This is a genomic window from Candidatus Aquarickettsia rohweri (assembly GCF_003953955.1).
Classification (GTDB): Bacteria; Pseudomonadota; Alphaproteobacteria; order Rickettsiales; family Midichloriaceae; genus Aquirickettsia; species Aquirickettsia rohweri.
Window position 1 is genome coordinate 1 of record NZ_RXFM01000010.1, and the last position, 20,388, is coordinate 20,388.

Below are 20,388 nucleotides of genomic sequence, written 5' to 3' on the forward strand. Positions count from 1 at the left end.
CTACAAGAATTCTGTGCCATTTATAAAATGTACTTCTCGGCACATTCTTTTGCTTACAAAATTCATATTTACTTACATTACTTTTTTTATATTCTTCTACTAGCTCTTTCCATTTTTCATTACTTATTCTTTTTTTCTTTTTTTCTAATAGCATCATTAGCCTCTGTTTTTTTAGGCTTTTGTTCTACCACTTATTTTTATTCTTGCCTAGATGCCCTTATTTTAGCGCTTACAAAGAAAATAATACAATTGTGCAACTAGAGCCTGCAGAGCTTGGTAAGATAGAAATAATAGTCACAAATCAAGGTAAGGAGAGAAATATTATTATTAATTCTGATAAAATATCAACATTTGAACTTTTAAGAAAGCATAATGATGAATTTTTAAATAATGTTAAATTTGGTGACACAGAGAATGATGTAACTACTAATCTTACTTTTAACTATAAGGACTTAAGTGGCGATAGTCAGAATCAAAGGGGGCATAAAGCCTTAGGCAAAGAAAGTAGTATGTTAAATAGTAAAAATGATACTAATGCTACTGGATGGGGAGAATCAAGAATGTCAGTTATATTTCTTCCGTATAGTGTTGACAAAAATGTAGATATGTGGGTATAGTTTTATTAAGTGATTTCATTAATTTAAACCAATATATATATGGCGGGAACAACAAGTATATCAGGGGATTTATCCAAAACTAATTTACCTAATAAAGTTCAAAAAGAAAGAGAAGATTTAGAAAAAGAGAAGAAGAATTTCTTAACATTTTTTATTGAATCACTTAAAGGTCAGGATCCAACTTCTCCAATGGATCATTCTCAGTTAACAAATACTATATTGTCATTTCAAAATACTTCAAATTTAATGGATATTAAAGGTATTTTACATACTAATTTAGATAAATCGGATGATACAAAGCTTTCAGAAGCGTCTAGTCATTTAGGTCAAGATGTAATAATTAAGGGTAATGATTTGGAACTTGTTGCATCATTTAGTGAAAATGGTCAAGAAGGTGTAAGAGCTAAAATTATGTATAAATTAGAAGAAAAAGCAGATAGTGTTATGGTATTGATTAAAGATGAACATGGTAATATTATTTCTGAATTACAAAGTTCAAAAATGGATAAGGGAAAGAATATATTTGAATGGAATGGAGAAATAATTAAAAATGGGTTAGGACAAGGTAAGATAGCTAAACCAGGGAAATATACTTATGAAGTACAAGCTGTAGACTCTAACAATGAGCCAATAAAGGTAACAACATTTAGTAGTACAGTTAACACAATAGATCAAATTTCTTTTGATGATTCGAATAATGTTTTATTCGGAATTGGCAATAAGTCTGTAACGCAAGGGCAGATTTATGGGTATAAGTCTAAAAAACAAGATCAGTTTTCTGGTTATGGTATAAATAAGGAAATATTTAAAGCAAAATTATTTGAAACAACTTTATAGTTTACTAATTTACAATATATTAAAAATATTGTTGCTTTTATGCAATGCATAAGGATAATTCATTTCAAGCAAATTAAAATTTTTTCTAAATGAGTAAGAAAAAAATTATAAGTTCAGCTATTATTGGTAATATAGTTGAGTATTATGATTTTGGTATCTATGCAGTTTTTGCAGAAATAATAGGGAGATTATATTTTCCAAATTTTGATGGATATATTCAATTAATATTTTCATTTGCAATTTTTGCTATTGGTTTTTTAATGAGGCCTCTTGGTGGTGTGTTCTTTGGACATATTGGAGATATTTTTGGTAGAAAAATTGCACTAACTATTTCAATAGTGGGGATGGGCATATCAACTATATGTATTGGGATTATGCCAGTATATTCTCAGATAGGAATTCTAGCTCCAATTTTATTAATTTTAATTAGAATGTTTCAAGGTTTGTGTATTGGAGGAGAGGGAGCTGGCTCTGCAATATTTATTATTGAGCATTTTGAAGAAAAAAAGGTGGGGTTTATTGGTAGCATTATCATGGCTTCTAATATAGCCGGGACACTTTTAGCTTTAATAGCTGGAATTATTATAGATAGTTTATTTACGATAGATGATTTTACATGGAGATATGGATTTTTGCTTGGAGGAGTTATGGGGTTGATAGGCCTCTATTTGCGAAAAAAAACCAAAGAAACTCCAGTATTTGAAGAGATGAAAAATAAAGGAAAATTTGTAAAATTACCGATTTTAGTTGTTTTGCGTGAAAAATGGCAAAATATTTTAATTATTGGAGCTTTTGCAAGTGTTGCAACTTCTAACACTTACATGCTAAGAGGATTTTTTAATGTTTATTTTGCAGAAATAATAGGCTTTTCAAAAGAAGATGCTTTATATTTAGTTGCATTTGCTTTAATGGTAGTAATTTTTGCTTTACCATTGTTTGGTTGCTTAGCAGATAAAATTGGTTATAAAAAATATATATATACTGTTATAATAATTTTTATAGTTCTTATAATTCCAATTTTTAAATTTATTAATAGTCATTATAATAATATTGAAAATATATATATTAGCTTATTGTTTTTTGGAATACTAGTTGCATCATTGGTTACTCCTTATTATCCATTTGCAATTAAATTTTTTAATCCTGAATTAAGATATTCTGGTATAGCATTGAGTTGGAATATTGGTAACGCATTATTTGGTGGAACTACGCCAATAATATCAACTTTTTTAGTAATGAGTGTTAGTAATTTAGCTCCTTCATATTATTTATTGTTTACTGCATGTTTATTTTTATTAACTAGTTTTTTAAATAGGAAGTTTTTAGCAGATCATTAAATTACTGTACCTTTAAATAAAAAATTGTTAGAACATAAATTATATGTTATTGCCTCTGTGGCGAAATGGTAGACGCGACAGACTCAAAATCTGTTATCCTTATGGATGTGCTGGTTCAAATCCTGCCAGAGGCACCACTAATAATAGAACTTTGTTTGTATGGTAATTTAATTTTACTACTAAAGTGTTGACTAAGCTGAAAATCTATTTATTATGCTATATATTCAATAACAAATAATAAATAACTTATTCAGGCTAGCACCTGACAGGTTTAATGTTCTTATTATAAAACTTTATCAATATTTATAAAAAATTAAAAATGCAAGACACAAACATAGATACTGTATCTAATGATACAGCTGATTTAAAAAAAACAAATGAAGAGAAGGTTAATGATAAGCAAAAAGCAATTGATCTAAATAATAAAGCTAAAAAATCAAGTATTAGGTTAAGAATTAATAATGAGAAAAATAATAATATAATAGATGACAATAAAAATACTACTAAAGAATCAAACAAAATTGCAGATGAACGAATTGCAAATGAAGTATTAAATTTAAAAGATTTTAAGAAAAAAAATCCTAAAGAGTTAATTTTACTTGCAGAGTCACTAACTCTTAAAAATCCTAGTAATTTTAATAGACATGATTTAGTTTTTGCAATATTAAAAAATTATGCAGAGAAAGGGCATAAAATTATAGGAGAAGGAGTTTTAGAAATATTATCTGATGGATATGGGTTTTTAAGGGCTGATGAGTCAAATTATGTGCCATGCTCAGATGATGTTTATATTTCTCCTAATCAAATTAGAAGGTTTGGTTTAAGGACAGGTGATACTATTTCAGGTTATATAAGAGCACCTAAAAAAGAAGAACGTTATTTTGCTATAATAAATGTTCTTACTATCAATTCTCAATCAACTGAAGGAAGCAAGCATAGAGTTCAGTTTGAAGATCTAACTCCATTATATCCTGAAGAAAAAATAAGTTTGGAATTTTTGGATGGTAGTAAAAGCACTTTAAGTGGGCGTGTTATTGATATGGTGTCGCCTTTAGGAAAAGGTCAGAGAGCTTTAGTTGTAGCGCCTCCAAGAACAGGTAAGACAGTTTTAATGCAAAATATAGCACATGCAATTGCAAAAAATTATCCAGATATTAATCTTATTGTTCTTTCTATTGGTGAGAGGCCAGAAGAAGTAACTGATATGTTAAGATCAGTGAAGGGTGAAGTTGTAAGTTCTACATTTGATGAGCCATCTCATAGGCATGTACAGTTAGCCGAAATTGTGATTGAAAAGGCTAGAAGATTAGTTGAATCAAAAAAAGATGTGGTTGTTTTATTGGATTCAATTACTCGTTTGGCAAGAGCATATAATGATATCGCACCTTCTTCAGGTAAAGTTTTAAGTGGGGGTGTTGACTCAAATGCATTACAAAGGCCAAAAAAGTTTTTTGGTGCTGCAAGAAATATTGAAGAAGGCGGTTCATTAACAATAATAGCAACTGCACTTGTAGAAACTGGTTCTAGGATGGATGAAGTAATTTTTGAAGAATTTAAAGGTACAGGGAATGCTGAAATTGTGTTAGATAGAAAAATTGCAGATAAAAGAGTTTTTCCTGCAATTGATATTGCAAAGTCTGGAACAAGAAAAGAAGAGTTATTAATTGATAAAGGTACTTTGGCAAAAGCATGGGTAATGAGAAAAATTCTTAACCCAATGGGTACAACAGAAGCTATTGAATTCTTAATAAATAAATTAAAATACTCAAAGAGTAATGAGGATTTCTTCAAACAAATGAATACTTATAGTCCAAGTAACAAAAAAGAATAAATTATTGTGATGTATAATTCTGCATCACACGCAAAAGTAAATTTGTTTCTTAATATAGTAGGTAGAGAACAAGATAATTATCATAGCTTGCAAAGTTTTTTCTGCTTATTAAATTTAACTGATAATATAACCATTAAACACGCGACTAATACAATTTGTATAATTGATAGAGATGGAATAATAGATAATGTTGTTTATAAAGCAGTTAATTATCTTAATAAATTAAATAATGTAAATAAAACTGTAAATATAAGGATAAAGAAAAATATACCAATATCTTCAGGACTTGGAGGTGGTTCTTCTAATGCTGCTACAGTATTAAAATTATTGGAAAAGCTATATAGTTTCCCTAAATTAGATGCTGAGAAATTGAAGGAAATAGCAAATAATATTGGTGCGGATGTTCCATTTTTTTATATTAATAAAAATGCATTTGTAGAAGGTATAGGTGAAAAAATAATGCCAATGAAATTAAACATGAAGATTTTCATCTTATTAATTAATCCAGGAATAAAGGTTATTACTAAAGATATTTTTTCCTCTATAAGTTATAATTTTTCTTCAAGAATTATATGTAATAAAAAATCTGTTATTAATGAGATTTTTAATGGTAAAAATGATTTAGAAAAATATGTAAGGCGAAAATATACCATAGTGGATGATTTACTAAATTTTATAAAGATGCAGCAGAACTGCTTAGTAAGTAGAATGAGTGGATCTGGTTCTACATGTTTTGGAATTTTCGAAAAAAAAGAAGATGCATTAAATGCTAGAAAAGAGGCTGAAAAAATATATGGTAATCAATTGATACATTGTGAAAAATTAGAAATTTAACTAATTTAAAATCAGTTTAATACTTAGATTCATATCCATTTACAATATAAATCTAATAAAATTTTATAGTTTAGTACCAATTTTTAAATCTATTTACTTAAAGTTGTATTCGATGTACAATTAATTTATGTGATCAATTTAAACATTTATTTAGGGGGATTTATGATTAATATGATGATTGATAAAGGAGTTATTAATTCTCATTATATATACAATGTATTAAAGTATCCTATTATTGGATTAGGAATGGTAGGATTAAGTTACTATGCTAGTGTAACTTTGAATAGCAACTCTTTGTTGGTTGATTTAGTTTCAAAATTCGATAAAAGTAGCGGATATGAAATTGCAACATTAAAGCACTATATATTAGCGAGAGAGTATTTAAAGCTATCATATGAATCTGTAAGTTTAGATTATTTTGGTAAATTTTTGTCAAATGGAGGCTTAACTTTAGGCTATAGCATGGCATCTATTTATAGTGAATCTTTAGACTTTATTAGTGGATTAATGCCAGAAGATACGCCAGTGATTAATGATTATCTATAGCTTTGATATTAGGAATATAATATGTGCATAGAAAAATAGTGAAATATAGATTTGCCTAAAGAACAATTTTGCTTTTATGGGGATAAAAAAAGAGTTTATCCCCCACATTTACTCGTAATGATTTGTATGACAAACACCCGTAGTACTACTTAATGATTCATCTGCAAAATCAGCTAAAGGCTGAGCAATTTTTTGCAGAAGATCTTGATCTATTTCACTTTGATTATAGTAAAATAATCTTCTTATCTCTTTATAAAAAATCCTTTACATATTTTTAAATTTATTATTAAGGTTAAAAATAAATTTAATTTTAGGAAGGTTTATATATCAGATTATTTTTTAGAGGAGGCACAACAAATTTCTGAAAAGACAGGTGATCAATTATCTGTTGAAAACATAGCAAGTTCTAATGCTACAGAAGAAAATATATCTAATGACAATGAGATTATGTCTTATGACAATAGTAAAATAGAAGTGGGAACAAACCGCTCTATTACCGACAGTTTAAAGAATGGAGTAGATTATGCGATCTCTATTCTTAATTCAGCAAATAAATGGTTAAATGATCCTTTTAAGTTTCCTGTTGCAGAAGCTGATAGTGTTTTTGTGATGAGCCTAGTAGCCTATGAGATAAGCATAGTTATACTGTTTCTCCCTCTCCAGATCCAGATAGGTGGATATGGAGTGCACCAAGCACAAGCTCTACATATTCGTCTTTAATAGGCCAAAATCCTTATTCATCTAGCACGTTATCTTCTTTATCTAGTGATAGCGTGGTAAATAGACCTTTTGCTGGTAATCCTAATCCATCTGGACAGGTTTTTACAAATCCAGGAAATGAGTATAAGATATTGTAGATTAGAATCATATTGGGAATATGATAGGGTGTGTAGTAATCCAGTATATGGAAATGTAAAGGCAAGTTGTCAAGGTAGTTGGCAGTGGGTTCCAAAACCTAAACATATTTGTAGATGAGTATAATAAAATAATGAAATATTTAAGTTATATATGTGCAGTTAGTATAATTTTTTATAATCTAATCTGTTACTCAGATGATAACAAGGTGCATGAAGCCAATATCTTAATAGATAAATGCTACATGCACTCAGATGAAAAAAATTATCAAAAAGCATTTGAGTATTGCAAGAAAGCTGCTGATATGGGTAATGCTAATGCTCTTAATTCTTTGAATATCATAGGCGATAAAGAAGAATAAATATATAGGTTGTAGCGGCTTGATTTTATAAATCTTTAGATAAACTTTGCATAAGCATATTTATAGAGTTTCCTAGGGATTTATCACTTTTCTTTTGAGATTTATAAAGTTTTAAGTCAAGCTGATTGCTATTTTAGAATTTTTCTTTTATCGCTTCATGCTTTTGTAGTTCAAGATCAAAAATCTTAATTGATTTTTTAAGTATTATTTTTAAAAATTCATCAGGAGTTACTTCACTCAGATCTGGATTGAATATGATTAAGAGGAGTGCTCTCAGACAATTATTACACTTTTTCTAAAAAATTAATATAACCTATATGGTAAATCACACATTTATAATGATGTAATTAATGCCAATATGACTTAACATCAATAACATAGCTAATTCTAAGTAATTGACTTTATATATTCTATAAGCTCAACTTTATTAAGATTATTTTTATTCTTATGCCAATATGACTTACCTTTTTCGATATACTTTCCTATGGCTTTATCTTTTATATTTAATTTCTGCAGTTCTCTTCCATTTATAGGAAAAATAAAGTCATTATCTCTTAATGCTTCATTGAAAAATTTATCATACTCAATAACCTTTCTAAAATTATTAACAACAAATAGAAATCTCAAGTACATATTCTTACCAAATTCATATAAGTATTTGTAATGATAATAATCATTAAACTCTTTTTGGCTATCAAATGAAGTAAGAGAATTAACTTCTTGAAATTCTTTATTTGAAAGTGATAATTCTTCTTTTAAAATCTTTACCTTATCTTTAGTTTGAATTTCACTTACATTAACTAATATTGCTAAATTTACTAACGGATCACCTATTTTAAAGTTTATATTTTTTAATATTACTTGTTTCACAATGACTTGGGATAGTCCAATAAACTTTAAAACATCTTCTATATTTAACTGTATAAGGGTATCCTTAACAAATTTCGAACCTAACAATTTAATTAATTCTTTCTTAATTCTCTCTTTAGATACGTGTTTTAAATTTTTAATATTTTCTATAGACACTTTATAACTATCATGGTCAATATTTTTTAAACCAAAGTATCCTAAAAATCTTATATATCTTAATGTTCTTAAATAATCTTCTTTAATTCTTTGACTAGGATCACCAATAAATTTCACTTTTCTTTGCACTAAATCTTCTTGGCCATTGAAATAATCATATAATTTACCATCTTGTGAAATAGATATAGCATTTATAGTAAAATCTCTCCTTGCAGCATCTATTTTCCAATCATTAGTAAATTCAACCTTTGCATGGCGACCATAGCATTTGATATCTTTTCTTAAAGTAGTGATTTCAAAATCTATATTATTAATCACAACTAAAACAGTTCCATGCTCTATACCAATTGGAAAAACCTTAATGTTATTTTTATTAAATATCTTTGTAATATTTTCTGGAGTTAAATTTGTTGCAATATCAAAATCTATAGGAGTCTTGCCAATTAGATAATCTCTGACGCATCCACCTATAATTCTGCATTCTCCATTATTGCTTAAAATAATATCAAATACTTTTTTTAACTCTTCTGTAAAATTTAAAGGTATTTTATGAACATTCATATAATAAGTAACTTAAGTTTTTGGCAAAAAGATAAAAAATAACAATAAAAAACCAAGCAATCAAGTAAGTTTCAATATGAAAAAATATTTTAATAGATATTGCTGTCTAAGTGTACTAATTTAAGGAAGTTTTCAGGTAGAAGTCCTTGATTATTTGTATTACAAAATTCTTCCAACATCATACTTGACTGAATATCCAATGTTTTATTGGGTTCTACACTTAAGCTCTCCTTGGCATTAAATTCATTCAAATGCTTTATATGCTCATAGCAGACTTTTTTACTATATAATATGCTTTTTTCTAGATCACTTGTCATAACTATACACCCTGAATAGTTGATTGTAGATTATAGAGGTATTTTTTGATAGATTCAATTAATTTAAATGTATTTCACTCTATCATCAAATACAAAACACTCTCCTTGCCATGTTGAATTTGGGTTCTCTTTATTGTCTTCTAGGTATTTAAGTATACCGTCTTTTAGATGATATACTTTTTCAAATCCCAGCTGTTTTAAAAATGCTGTAGATTTTTCACATCTAATTCCGCCAGTGCAAAACATAGCTATATTCTTTTTTTTATCTTCCTCTTTTAAAGTGCCTTTTAACCAATCAGCTAATTCAGTAAAGTGATGAATGTGTGGATTTATTGCTCCTTTAAATGTTCCCATTGCATATTCATAATAATTTCTTGTATCTATTACTATAGTATCTTCTTTTGCAATCAATTGATCCCATTCTTTAGAGATTAAATAAGTTCCTTTTTGAGACATATCTAATTCATTAGTATTAAATGTTACGATCTCTTTTTTTATTTTAACTTTCATCTTTTTAAATGGCCTGATATCAGAAAAGCTTATTTTAAATTTAGTATCTTTAAAAAAGGTGTGTTTTTGCAAAAAAGTACAAAAATTATTTATTAAAATTTCATCCCCTGCAATAGTTGAGTTAATGCCTTCATTTGCAATGATAATTGTTCCCTTTATATTATGTTTATTGCAAAAATTTAATAACTCTGCCTTTAAAGATTGTAGATTTTTAATTTTTACAAATTTATAAAAAGATGTAATTTTATATTTTAGCATAACCTCAATTACTTAGTGGCATTAAACCTATCAATTGCTGCTTGAATTATTTTTTTAGCATAACTATCGTCTTTCCAACCATTTACTTTTACCCATTTACCATTCTCCAGATCTTTATATCTTTCAAAAAAATGCTCTATCTTTTTGATTAATATTTCTGGTAAATCTGTATGGTTATTAATATTTTGAAAATATGGATCAATTTTATTAGTAGGTACAGCCAACACCTTTTCATCTAAACCTTTTTCATCTTCGGTAAGTAAAACACCTATTGGCTTAGCAGCAATAACAGATTTAATCGCAAGTGGATAGTTTGTATAAACTAATACATCAATAGGGTCACCATCTCCTGATAAAGTATGAGGGACAAATCCATAATTGCATGGATATTGCATACTTGTTTGCATAAATCTATCAACTACCATTGCTTCAAGATCTTTATCGAATTCATACTTAATTGGGCCTGCATTCATAGATATCTCTATAATAACATTCACCTCTTCAGGAGGATTTTTACCAATTTGTATTTTTGAATATTGCATGCCTATAACTTTATTTTTTATTAAATAGCTAACAATTAACATGCAAAAAGTAAAGAAAATACTTGTAATAATCGACAAAATAATTATCATCCATCAGTTAGGTAATAATATATAAATAAATTATGTCTTCTTTACTCGCTGCGTGGTCCACATGGTTGGTGCTTGCTTTTTTTTATGCGTATCAATTTGTTCAAAGGGTTTTCCCAAATATAGTAATGGATGATATTATGAGTAGGTATCAAGTGAATGCTAATGAGATTGGCCATTTTGCAGGAATTTATTACGTAGGCTATATTGCAATGCATATACCACTTGGCATAATGTTAGATCATTTTAATGCAAAAAAAGTTATACCATTATGTATACTATTAGCGGTAGCAGGATTTGCTCCCTTGGCATATATAGATAATTTTACTGTAGCAAGTTATGGCAGGTTACTGATTGGTATAGGTTCATCAGGAGCTGCTGTTGGTGCTTTTAAACTTTTACGCTTAGGTTTTGGTGAGGAGAAATTTCCAAGAATGCTAGGATGGATGGTGACAATAGGTTTGTTAGAAGCTGTATTTGGTATTGGCCCACTTGCAAGATTTATTTTATATTTGGGGTGGGAGGAAACACTTAAGTACATTTTATTATCAGGAATTATACTTGCCGCTTTAAGTTATTTTATAATACCAAATACTAAATCTGATGAAAAATTTAATTTAGACGTAATTTTAAAAGACTTTAAATATTTATTTTCTAACAAAATGGTATTTTTAGTATGTATACTAGGTGGTTTTATGATAGGTCCACTAGAGGGGTTTGCTGATGCATGGAGTAACCCATATTTAAAAACAGTTTATAAATTGACTAATGCTGAATCAGGAGATATAACGCAATTAGTATATATAGGAATGGCTGTGGGACTAGTTATTATGGGATTTATCTTTGAAAAAATTAAATCATATTATGGATTGCTTATAATTAGCGGTGCAGCTATGCTTGCATGCTTTATAGTGTTGCTTATGAATTTAGTACAAAATCCAATTACTTTAAAGCTTATATTCTTTGTGATAGGGTTCTTTTGCTCTTACCAAATACTCATTATAGCAAAGTCAGTGGCACTTGTTCATGTTGAACATGCTACATTTATTTCAGCTGTTGCAAATATGATAATGATGGGATTTGGATATTTTTCACATAGAGCAATAGGTATGATATTACATCATTTTTGGGATGGTATGAAAAATAATTTAGGTGCCCCTATATATAGTGTAGAGAATTTTTATAATGCTCTAGTAATCTTAATTGTAAGCTTAGCAATTGCTATCGTTGGTTTTGTTTTGCTTGTATTAGTAGAAAAAAATAAGAAAAAAATATCTTAATAAGTCTTGTCTTAGAAAAATTTATTATTATATAAGTTACAAAAGTTAATAAATTATATTTTAGTAAAATGAGCAAGACAATCGGCATAGACTTAGGCACAACAAATTCTTGTGTAGCTATAATGGATGGTAAAAATCCGAAAGTTATTGAGAATGCTGAGGGTATAAGAACTACCCCATCAACAGTAGCATTTACTGAAAAAGGAGAAAAATTAGTAGGCCAACCTGCTAAAAGGCAAGCTGTTACTAATCCAAAAAACACTGTATCTGCTGTAAAAAGATTAATTGGCAGAACTTTTTCAGATCCTAAAACTAAAGAATTAGCAAAAAAAGTTTCTTATTCTATTATTAATGCAAAAAATAAAGATGCTTGGGTTAAAATTGGAGATAAAGATTATGCTCCAAGTCAAGTAAGTGCAATGATTCTTGAAAAAATGAAAGAAACAGCAGAGAGTTATTTAGGGGAAAAAGTAACAAAAGCTGTAATTACAGTACCAGCTCACTTTAATGATTCTCAAAGACAAGCTACTAAAGATGCAGGAAAAATTGCTGGACTTGAAGTCCTTAGGATAATCAATGAGCCAACTGCTGCAGCTCTTGCATATGGATTAGATAAATCAGAAAGCAAAACAATTGCTGTATATGATCTAGGTGGCGGTACTTTTGATATTTCAATACTTGAAATTGGTGATGGTATATTTGAAGTTAAATCAACAAATGGTGATACTTTTTTAGGTGGTGAAGATTTTGATCTTAAAATATTGCAATATTTATGTGATGAATTTAAGAAGACAGATGGAATGGACCTAATGAAAGATCCACTAGCTCTTCAAAGATTAAAAGAAGCAGCTGAAAAAGCAAAGATTGAACTTTCAAATTCACTTGAAACAGAGGTAAATTTACCATATATTACTGCCGATGCGTCTGGTCCTAAACATTTAAATATCAAGATTACCAGAGCTAAATTTGAAAGCTTAGTAGATGATTTAATTAAAAGAAGCATCGAGCCATGTAAAGCAGCATTAAAAGATGCAGGAATTTCAGCATCTGAAATTAACGATGTTGTCTTAGTTGGTGGTATGACAAGAATGCCAAAAGTAATAGAAAAAGTTAAAGAGTTTTTTGGCAAGGAGCCTCATAAAGGAGTAAATCCTGATGAAGTAGTAGCAATAGGGGCTGCTGTTCAGGGAGCAGTGTTAAGTGGAGACATGAAAGATGTTGTTTTACTTGATGTTACTCCACTTACAATTGGAATCGAGACACTTGGTGGAGTTCTTACACCACTAATTGAAAGAAATAGCACTATACCAACTAAAAAAAGTCAAGTTTTTTCAACAGCAGAAGATAATCAGTCAGCTGTGACAATCAGAGTTTTTCAAGGAGAAAGAAAAATGGCAGCTGATAATAAACTACTTGGCCAATTTAATCTTGAAGGTATAGCACCTGCTCCAAGAGGGTTAGCTCAAATTGAAGTTACATTTGATGTTGATGCTAATGGAATATTACATGTATCTGCAAAAGATAAGGGAACTGGTAAGGAGCAAAAAATCACTATACAATCTTCTGGTGGTCTATCAGATGAAGAAATTCAACAAATGTTCAAAGATGCAGAAGAAAATGCAAGTAAAGATGAAGAGAAAAAAGCTTTAGTTGAAGCTAAAAATAAAGCTGATTCGTTAATTCATTCAACTGAAAAAAGTTTAAAAGAACATGGTGAAAAAATTTCATCTGCAGATAAAGAAGAAGTTGAAAATATTATTAAAGACTTAAAAGAATCTTTAGAATCAGAAAATGTTGATGAGATTAATAGTAAAGTTGAAAGCTTAACTCAAGCATCTATGAAGATTGGTCAGCAAGTTTATGGCAATGAACAACAACAAGCAGGAGATGAACAAGCAAGTTCTGAAAATAATAATTCTGCAGATCAATCTGATACAAATGCAGATGAAAAAGTTGTTGATGCAGAATATGAAGAAGTAGATGAAGAAAAAAATAAAGATTCAAAATAATATTTAGATAAGCTAGTTATATAGTATATTGTATTTAGATGACTGAATTTTTAAAATAAATATATTATAACTAGCGCTTATGTTCTCCACTCAAAGTTGGATTTTTTTAATAATAATTGTACTTATATCTGTTTTTATTGATCTTGGTATATCATTAAGAAATTTAAAAAATATGAGTCTTAGAAGTGCGGTATTCTTATCTGCAATCTGGATTGCACTTGCAATTTCATTTGGTATATTTATATATTTCTATGCTGGAATTGATATGGCAATAGAGTATATTACAGCTTATAGTATTGAGCTGTCTCTTAGTATAGATAATGTATTCATATTCATAATCATTTTCAAATATTTTAAAATTGATTCTAAGTATCAACATAAAGTTCTATTTATTGGTGTACTAAGTGCTATAATATTTAGGTTAATTATGATTATTTTTGGTCTTTATATTATCCAGATGTTTGAATGGTTATTCTTACCATTTGGCCTAATATTAATTTATAGTGGTTATAAGTTACCAAAAATAGAAGAGAATCAATCAGATTCTTTACAAAATAATTTTATATTAAAATTTATTAAAAAACGTTTTAATTACTCTAATAGTCAGTCTAATGGAAATTTATATTTTTACAAAAACGGCAAACTTTTCATTACACCACTTGCCCTAGCATTATTAGTAATTGAAAAGGCAGATCTTGTATTTGCACTTGATTCAATACCAGCAGTTCTTGCAATTACAAAAAATTCATTTATAGCATTTAGCTCAAATATACTTGCAATTTTAGGTTTAAGATCTATGTATTTTATTATGGCAAATGCTGTTCAAAAATTTCAATATCTAAAGCATGGAATAGGATATATGCTTACCTATATTGGAATAAAAATGATTTTAGGATTTTTTGGTATACATTTTTCGAATTATATATCTATACTAATTATTGTTATTTTTGTATTGAGTTCTATCGTGATTTCAATTATAAAAAAACCATCTCTTAAAATTTAATACTATGAAATAATAGGTATTTCTAATAAAAACAACTATGGTACTAAAATGAAAATTAACGCAAATGATATTAAAATTGGAAATGTAATATCACACGACAACAAGTTTTTTGTTGTATCAAAAACAATGCACACACAACCTGGTAAAGGTGGAGCGTATATACAGGTTGAAATGAAAGAAATGAAAACGGGTACAAAAACAAACCATAGATTTAGAAGCTCTGAAGATGTAGAAAAGATCAGATTAGATCAAGAAAAATATCAATTTCTATATCAAGAAGATAACTTTATTATTCTTATGGATCAAGAAACTTTTGAACAAAAAAGCATAGATAAATCACTTTTAGGAGATCAATTGCCATTCATAAAAGAAGGTATGGACATAACATTAGAAATGCATGATAACGAAGCATTGCTAGCATACCTACCAGCATCAGCTGAAGTTACTATAAAAGAATGTGAACCAGTTGTAAAAGGCCAAACATCTACCTCTTCTTATAAACCTGCAATTTTAGAGAATGAAGCTAGAATTATGGTGCCTCCATTTATAAATCAAGGTGATAAGGTAGTTATTGATATTAAAGAATTAAAATATATAGAAAGAGTAAAATAATTATGCCTATAGAATATGATACTTTATATAAAGCTATCGCAAATGGTTTTCCTAATTCTAAAATAGAATTAGTTGATACAGTAGGAGATAATAATCATTATCAAGTTAAAATCACTTCAGAAAAATTTAATAAACTTTCTAGGGTTAATCAGCATAAATTAGTACATGAAATTTTAAAGGATTGCTTAGGTACTGATTTACATGCACTTTCAATCCAAACTTTTAAAACTTAAATAACGTTAAAGGTAATTTATGAATCAGAATATACAAAATAAAATCAAAAGTTTAATACAAGAAAACGATGTAGTTTTATTTATGAAAGGTACGCCTGAAATGGCGATGTGTGGATTTTCTGCAGCTGTTGTAAATATTCTGAATATTTTAAAGGTTAAATTTGTTGGAGTTAATATTTTAGAAGATGAGGAATTAAGGCAGGGTATAAAAGAATATTCAGACTGGCCTACAATTCCACAACTATATGTGAATCAGGAATTTATTGGTGGTTGTGATATTGTGCAAGAAATGTATAAGAGTGGTGAACTTCAAGAATTATTTTCATCAAAGTAGAATAAGCTTTCTTTATTATTGTTATTGCGAGAGCATCTTGATGCTCGTGTCAATCCAGATAAAAAATCTCTAGCTTAGCAATTCATACATTGTTTTGCCAATTTCAGCAGGAGACATAGAAACGGCAACTCCAGCACTCTTCATTGCTTCAATTTTTGCTTCTGCAGTGTCATCACCACCAGAAATGATGGCCCCAGCATGGCCCATTCTCTTTCCTGGAGGAGCAGTTCTACCAGCAATAAATCCCACAGTTGGCTTTTTGATTTTATGATTTTTAATATAATGTGCTGCCTCAATTTCTGCAGCTCCACCAATTTCACCGATCACAACAATCGATTTGGTTTCGTCATCATGTAAGAATAATTCAAGTGCATCTATAAAATTAGTCCCATTTATTGGGTCACCACCTATTCCAATACAAGTAGATTGTCCAAGTCCTAAAACTGAAGTTTGGTGCACAGCTTCATAAGTTAATGTGCCCGATTTTGAAATTATACCAACACTTCCTTTTTTATGAATGTAACCTGGCATAATACCAATTTTGCACTCATCAGGTGTAATTATACCAGGACAATTTGGCCCAATTAATCTTGTCTTAGAGTTAGCTAAAGCTTTCTTTACTTTTAGCATATCTAAAACTGGGATACCTTCGGTAATACAAACAACGAGTTCAAGCTTAGCATCAATTGCCTCAAGAATTGAATCTGCAGCAAATGGTGGTGGTACATAAATTACTGATGCATTTGCTTCTGTTTTTTTCACAGCTTCTTCAACAGTGTTAAAAACTGGTAGTTCCAAATGAGTTGAACCTCCTTTACCAGGGGTTACACCTCCTACCATTTTTGTTCCATATTGAATTGCTTGCTCAGAATGAAAAGTTCCTTGAGCACCTGTAAAACCCTGGCATATAACTTTTGTTTGTGAATTTACTAAAACTGACATAACCTCTCCTTAACTTACTACATTTACAATTTTCTTAGCAGCATCTTCTAAATCATTTGCTGCTTCAAGCTTCAAACCTGATTCTTGTAAAATCTTTTTACCCATTTCAGCATTTGTTCCTTCAAGTCTTACAACAACAGGAACATTGATTTGAACTTCTTTAGCTGCAGTGACAATACCATTTGCAATGATGTCACATTTCATGATTCCACCGAAAATATTGACCAAAATCCCTTTCACATTGCTATCTGACAAAATAATTTTGAATGCCTCTGTCACTTTTTCAGTTGTTGCTCCTCCACCAACATCAAGAAAATTTGCTGGTTCTTTACCATATAGCTTAATAATATCAATAGTTGCCATTGCAAGACCTGCACCATTTACCATGCAGCCGATTGAACCATCCATTTTAACATAACTTAAGTCATACTTTTTTGCCTCCACTTCTTGTGGATCTTCTTCGTGAATATCTCTCATAGCTTCAATGTCAGGATGCCTGTAAAGAGCATTGTAATCAAAATTGAATTTCGCATCAAGTGGAATAAATTTTGAATCCTCTGTTTCGATCAAAGGGTTTATTTCAATCTGACTTGCATCTGTATCAACAAATGATTTATACAAAGCTCTAACAACTTTAGCAAAACTCTTAAGCTGAACCTTATCAAGTCCCATGCCAAAACCAAGCTTAGCTATGTGAAAATTTTGAAGCCCGATTGTGAAATCTACCTGAGCAGTAATAATCTTCTCTGGGCTTTCCTTTGCAACTTCTTCAATCTCCATGCCACCCTCAGTGGACGCTGCAATTGTGATGCAATTGTTATCCCTATCAAGCACGACAGAGATATAATATTCTTTTTTGATATTACTACCTGCTTCCACATACACTTTTCTAACAAGCTTGCCTTCTGCTCCTGTTTGAGGCGTAATTAGCTTCATACCGATCATATTTGAAGTGTAATCCCTCACTTCATCAAGAGTTTTTGCAAGTTTAACGCCACCTGCCTTGCCTCTACCACCTGCGTGAACTTGAGCCTTTATCACCCATACGTTAGATTTGATTTTGGAAGCTGCATCAACTGCTTCATCAGCATTAGTTGCAAGTAGACCTTCAGGCAACTCAAGACCATATTTTCTCAAAATCTCTTTCGCCTGGTATTCATGAATATTCATAGCTTAATCATTATGATAATTTAGTTTTTAATAGTAGTGAATTAGTTGCAAGTTGTAAACTAAATGTTTTTATTTTTTCTGGATTGCCGCACTTCACTGCGTTCGCTCGCAATAACAATCTATAACACTGTCATCACGAAGGAGAGACGTTAGTCCCGACTGTGGTGATCCATAATTTGTTGTTATGCTAGGTTTTGTTGATGTATTGCTGGATTGCCGCGCTTCACTGGGTTCGCTCGCAATGACGAGGTAGGGGCACAGTGGATTGCTGCACTTAACTACGATTCGTTCGCAACTACAAGATTATCACGGTTGCTGTTAGCAATGACAAAGTAGATAATTGTATTTTAATCTATTTAATTTTATAATGAATAATATAGTGTTTGCTTGTATTGAAAAGTTTTTACTCCATAAGATCTGGTGATAATATTTGATAAAATTGTGCAAGATTCATACATAAGTCAGAATCTTGATGTTTATCAAACCAACTGCAATGTTTACCCAACGACTCAATTAAACCTTGCTTATTCTCAAATATATACGACTTAAAGTAATCATTGACTTTTTCTAAAATCAGCTTATCTACCTCTTTTTGAAATTTTTCTTGAGCAGTTAAAGATTCACAAATGTCGATTTTTGATTCTTCTTTACTAGTTGAGCATTTAATCATCAAATCTATTTTGATTTTTTGACCTCCTATCTTTATAATCAAACCCTTAGATTCTTCATTTTCAACTTTAAGCTTTAGTTTTCTCAGTTCCAAAAGTTTACCAATATTATCATTTAAATAGTCGAATTTAGAAGTTGAAATTATTGGTTTTTTTATAATTTTAACTGAGCATGAAGGAAAGAAATCAAAAGAAGTTGGTAATTTTTGATTTATAGTACTTTGAAAATTTTTAGCTACACTACATGAATAATCAAACGCACTCTTTGAAATATTATTCTTTAAATTATACGCACCCTCCAAAATACTATTCTTTAAATCATACCCAAAATTTATTATGTGATTCGGAAGCTCTAATGCTCTGTTTTTTACGTTATTAAAATTTTCATATATTGAATCTAAATTAATATATCTTTCTAACATAATAAACCTAAAGATTGTATAGAATCAAAATATTCATTAGCAGCACCTTCAAACAATGGAGAGCATATCAATTCATCATATTTAACATCATTACAGTGTTTGATTGATTCCTCAACTTGTTCTTTTTGGTAACCACTACTTTTTAATGTTTCTATAATAGAAGTGTTTATTTGATTTACTTTCTCTGATTTATAATCAACTAAATCTGAACAATAGTTAACAATTTTTGCAATTGACTTTTGACTACATTTAGTTTCCTCTCTTTCATCTTTACAATATTGATAATCCTCTGGAATACCAGGCTGATCTTTCAATTTATTATACAGCATCCCAGTGGCTAAAAAAAGTTTCATATCATTACTTTCTACAAATTTATTAGTATTGTATTGATAATCATCTTTATTAATTACCTCTAACTTATTCTCATCAAAAAATGTATTGATTTCTTTCTTTTCTTCATTTGTCACATACAACTTAACTCCATTTTTAACCAAATGATAGGAAATTACTTTAACATCTTGTTCTAAATTCAATTCTAGCTTTATGTATTCTTTAATAGTAGTGTTTTTTGCTTTTTGAGTCTTTATAGCTTTTACTTTACTTTCCCTTGATTGATCTTGGTCATCATTTCCAGGTAAAGATTTAATATTGGTTACAGTGCATTCTGAAAGACCATAATACGTTTTTACAGATTGTTTAATAAGTTCTCCAATACATGGGATAAATTCCTTAGTTATAAATCCACAAATATCTTTTAAAATTACATCTTTTTGGAAATTAAATAGAGTAGTATATTTATCGAATAAATCAAATTTTATACTTTGTATATTGTAACGTAAACGCTAAAATATCCCCATCTTGACAAGTATTATCCGCCTTTCTTTGGGTTTCTTAAGTTTTTTGATAATTCTAAAAAAAATTTAATTTGATGATATTTTTTTATCAATATTATATGGAAGTAAATTTACTAACTCTTTTGGATCAGAATAATCATGAATATGATTCAGCAAATATTTTAAATAATCATAAGGATTAATCTTATTTACTTTGCAAGTTTCAATAATACTATAAATATTTGCACTAGCTTTAGCACCCTTAGTTGTTGCACAGAACATCCAATTTTTTCTGCCAACTGCAAATGGTTTTATACTACGCTCCGAATCATTATTATCAATACGCAGTCTTCCATCTAAAAG

General features: G+C 29.3%; 24 protein-coding genes and 1 tRNA gene. 15 read left to right on the forward strand and 10 right to left on the reverse strand.

Annotated elements, in window-relative coordinates:
- Positions 1-157 (reverse strand): IS66 family insertion sequence element accessory protein TnpA (tnpA, locus tag EIC27_RS08055; protein WP_410519448.1); only part of this gene is annotated, 157 nt, incomplete at its 3' end.
- A 46-nt stretch (positions 158-203) separates the two neighbouring features.
- Here tnpA and EIC27_RS01160 point away from each other — a divergent pair.
- The 8 genes from EIC27_RS01160 (at position 204) to EIC27_RS01195 (ending at position 6,722) form a co-directional block, all read left to right on the forward strand.
- Positions 204-617, forward strand: a complete 414-nt coding sequence (locus EIC27_RS01160) for a hypothetical protein (protein WP_126044332.1) — start codon at positions 204-206, stop codon at positions 615-617.
- Positions 618-656: 39 nt separating this feature from the next.
- A complete protein-coding gene (locus EIC27_RS01165) occupies positions 657-1,454 on the forward strand; it encodes a flagellar hook assembly protein FlgD (RefSeq protein ID WP_126044333.1) in 798 nt (265 codons plus the stop codon).
- Between the two features lie 89 nt (positions 1,455-1,543).
- Entirely contained in the window at positions 1,544-2,791 is a 1,248-nt protein-coding gene (locus EIC27_RS01170) for an MFS transporter (RefSeq protein WP_126044334.1), read from the forward strand.
- Between the two features lie 51 nt (positions 2,792-2,842).
- Positions 2,843-2,928 (forward strand) — tRNA-Leu (locus EIC27_RS01175).
- Between the two features lie 272 nt (positions 2,929-3,200).
- On the forward strand, positions 3,201-4,622 hold the full coding sequence (gene rho, locus EIC27_RS01180; protein WP_410519453.1) for a transcription termination factor Rho: 1,422 nt from the start codon (positions 3,201-3,203) through the stop codon (positions 4,620-4,622).
- A gap of 9 nt (positions 4,623-4,631) precedes the next feature.
- Positions 4,632-5,456, forward strand: a complete 825-nt coding sequence (gene ispE / locus EIC27_RS01185) for a 4-(cytidine 5'-diphospho)-2-C-methyl-D-erythritol kinase (protein WP_205702308.1) — start codon at positions 4,632-4,634, stop codon at positions 5,454-5,456.
- A gap of 162 nt (positions 5,457-5,618) precedes the next feature.
- Positions 5,619-6,002 (forward strand): hypothetical protein, encoded by a 384-nt coding sequence (locus EIC27_RS01190; RefSeq protein WP_126044337.1) that lies wholly within the window; start codon positions 5,619-5,621, stop codon positions 6,000-6,002.
- A gap of 447 nt (positions 6,003-6,449) precedes the next feature.
- The gene (locus EIC27_RS01195) at positions 6,450-6,722 is read left to right on the forward strand and encodes a hypothetical protein (protein WP_126044338.1); all 273 of its coding nucleotides are present in this window, start codon (positions 6,450-6,452) and stop codon (positions 6,720-6,722) included.
- A 13-nt stretch (positions 6,723-6,735) separates the two neighbouring features.
- On the opposite strand, the gene EIC27_RS07840 is transcribed toward EIC27_RS01195, so the two are convergent.
- On the reverse strand, positions 6,736-6,870 hold the full coding sequence (locus EIC27_RS07840) for a hypothetical protein (RefSeq protein WP_276310316.1): 135 nt from the start codon (positions 6,868-6,870) through the stop codon (positions 6,736-6,738).
- 120 nt (positions 6,871-6,990) lie between these two features.
- Here EIC27_RS07840 and EIC27_RS01200 point away from each other — a divergent pair, with 120 nt between their 5' ends.
- Positions 6,991-7,218: a hypothetical protein gene (locus EIC27_RS01200; RefSeq protein WP_126044339.1), complete on the forward strand. Its 228-nt coding sequence runs from the start codon at positions 6,991-6,993 to the stop codon at positions 7,216-7,218.
- Positions 7,219-7,605: 387 nt separating this feature from the next.
- Here EIC27_RS01200 and EIC27_RS01205 read toward each other — a convergent pair whose 3' ends face one another.
- The 3 genes from EIC27_RS01205 to ppa form a co-directional block, all read right to left on the reverse strand.
- Entirely contained in the window at positions 7,606-8,805 is a 1,200-nt protein-coding gene (locus EIC27_RS01205; RefSeq protein WP_126044340.1) for a CCA tRNA nucleotidyltransferase, read from the reverse strand.
- Between the two features lie 380 nt (positions 8,806-9,185).
- Complete coding sequence (gene trhO, locus EIC27_RS01210) at positions 9,186-9,890, reverse strand: oxygen-dependent tRNA uridine(34) hydroxylase TrhO (protein ID WP_126044341.1); 705 nt, start codon at positions 9,888-9,890, stop codon at positions 9,186-9,188.
- A gap of 8 nt (positions 9,891-9,898) precedes the next feature.
- Positions 9,899-10,432, reverse strand: coding sequence for an inorganic diphosphatase (ppa, locus tag EIC27_RS01215; RefSeq protein WP_126044342.1), 534 nt, complete (start codon positions 10,430-10,432; stop codon positions 9,899-9,901).
- 122 nt (positions 10,433-10,554) lie between these two features.
- On the opposite strand from ppa, the gene EIC27_RS01220 reads away from it, so the two are divergent.
- The 6 genes from EIC27_RS01220 (at position 10,555) to grxD (ending at position 15,990) form a co-directional block, all read left to right on the forward strand.
- Entirely contained in the window at positions 10,555-11,799 is a 1,245-nt protein-coding gene (locus EIC27_RS01220; protein ID WP_126044343.1) for an MFS transporter, read from the forward strand.
- Between the two features lie 68 nt (positions 11,800-11,867).
- Positions 11,868-13,808, forward strand: a complete 1,941-nt coding sequence (gene dnaK / locus EIC27_RS01225) for a molecular chaperone DnaK (protein WP_126044344.1) — start codon at positions 11,868-11,870, stop codon at positions 13,806-13,808.
- 79 nt (positions 13,809-13,887) lie between these two features.
- Positions 13,888-14,811, forward strand: coding sequence for a TerC/Alx family metal homeostasis membrane protein (locus tag EIC27_RS01230; RefSeq protein WP_126044345.1), 924 nt, complete (start codon positions 13,888-13,890; stop codon positions 14,809-14,811).
- 48 nt (positions 14,812-14,859) lie between these two features.
- Entirely contained in the window at positions 14,860-15,423 is a 564-nt protein-coding gene (efp, locus tag EIC27_RS01235; protein ID WP_126044346.1) for an elongation factor P, read from the forward strand.
- Positions 15,424-15,425: 2 nt separating this feature from the next.
- Complete coding sequence (locus EIC27_RS01240) at positions 15,426-15,656, forward strand: BolA family protein (protein ID WP_126044347.1); 231 nt, start codon at positions 15,426-15,428, stop codon at positions 15,654-15,656.
- A gap of 19 nt (positions 15,657-15,675) precedes the next feature.
- Positions 15,676-15,990: a Grx4 family monothiol glutaredoxin gene (gene grxD, locus EIC27_RS01245; protein ID WP_126044348.1), complete on the forward strand. Its 315-nt coding sequence runs from the start codon at positions 15,676-15,678 to the stop codon at positions 15,988-15,990.
- Positions 15,991-16,059: 69 nt separating this feature from the next.
- On the opposite strand, the gene sucD is transcribed toward grxD, so the two are convergent.
- From sucD to EIC27_RS01270, 5 genes are all read right to left on the reverse strand, one after another.
- Entirely contained in the window at positions 16,060-16,932 is an 873-nt protein-coding gene (sucD, locus tag EIC27_RS01250) for a succinate--CoA ligase subunit alpha (RefSeq protein WP_126044349.1), read from the reverse strand.
- Between the two features lie 9 nt (positions 16,933-16,941).
- Positions 16,942-18,102 carry an ADP-forming succinate--CoA ligase subunit beta gene (sucC, locus tag EIC27_RS01255; RefSeq protein ID WP_126044350.1) on the reverse strand — a complete coding sequence of 387 codons (1,161 nt, stop codon included), beginning with the start codon at positions 18,100-18,102 and terminating at the stop codon, positions 16,942-16,944.
- 403 nt (positions 18,103-18,505) lie between these two features.
- Positions 18,506-19,192 (reverse strand): hypothetical protein, encoded by a 687-nt coding sequence (locus EIC27_RS01260; RefSeq protein WP_126044351.1) that lies wholly within the window; start codon positions 19,190-19,192, stop codon positions 18,506-18,508.
- Positions 19,186-19,725: a hypothetical protein gene (locus EIC27_RS01265; RefSeq protein WP_126044352.1), complete on the reverse strand. Its 540-nt coding sequence runs from the start codon at positions 19,723-19,725 to the stop codon at positions 19,186-19,188. The genes EIC27_RS01260 and EIC27_RS01265 overlap by 7 nt, the downstream gene beginning before the upstream one ends.
- A gap of 387 nt (positions 19,726-20,112) precedes the next feature.
- On the reverse strand, positions 20,113-20,388 hold a 276-nt coding region (locus tag EIC27_RS01270; protein WP_153183752.1), incomplete at its 5' end, for a transposase domain-containing protein.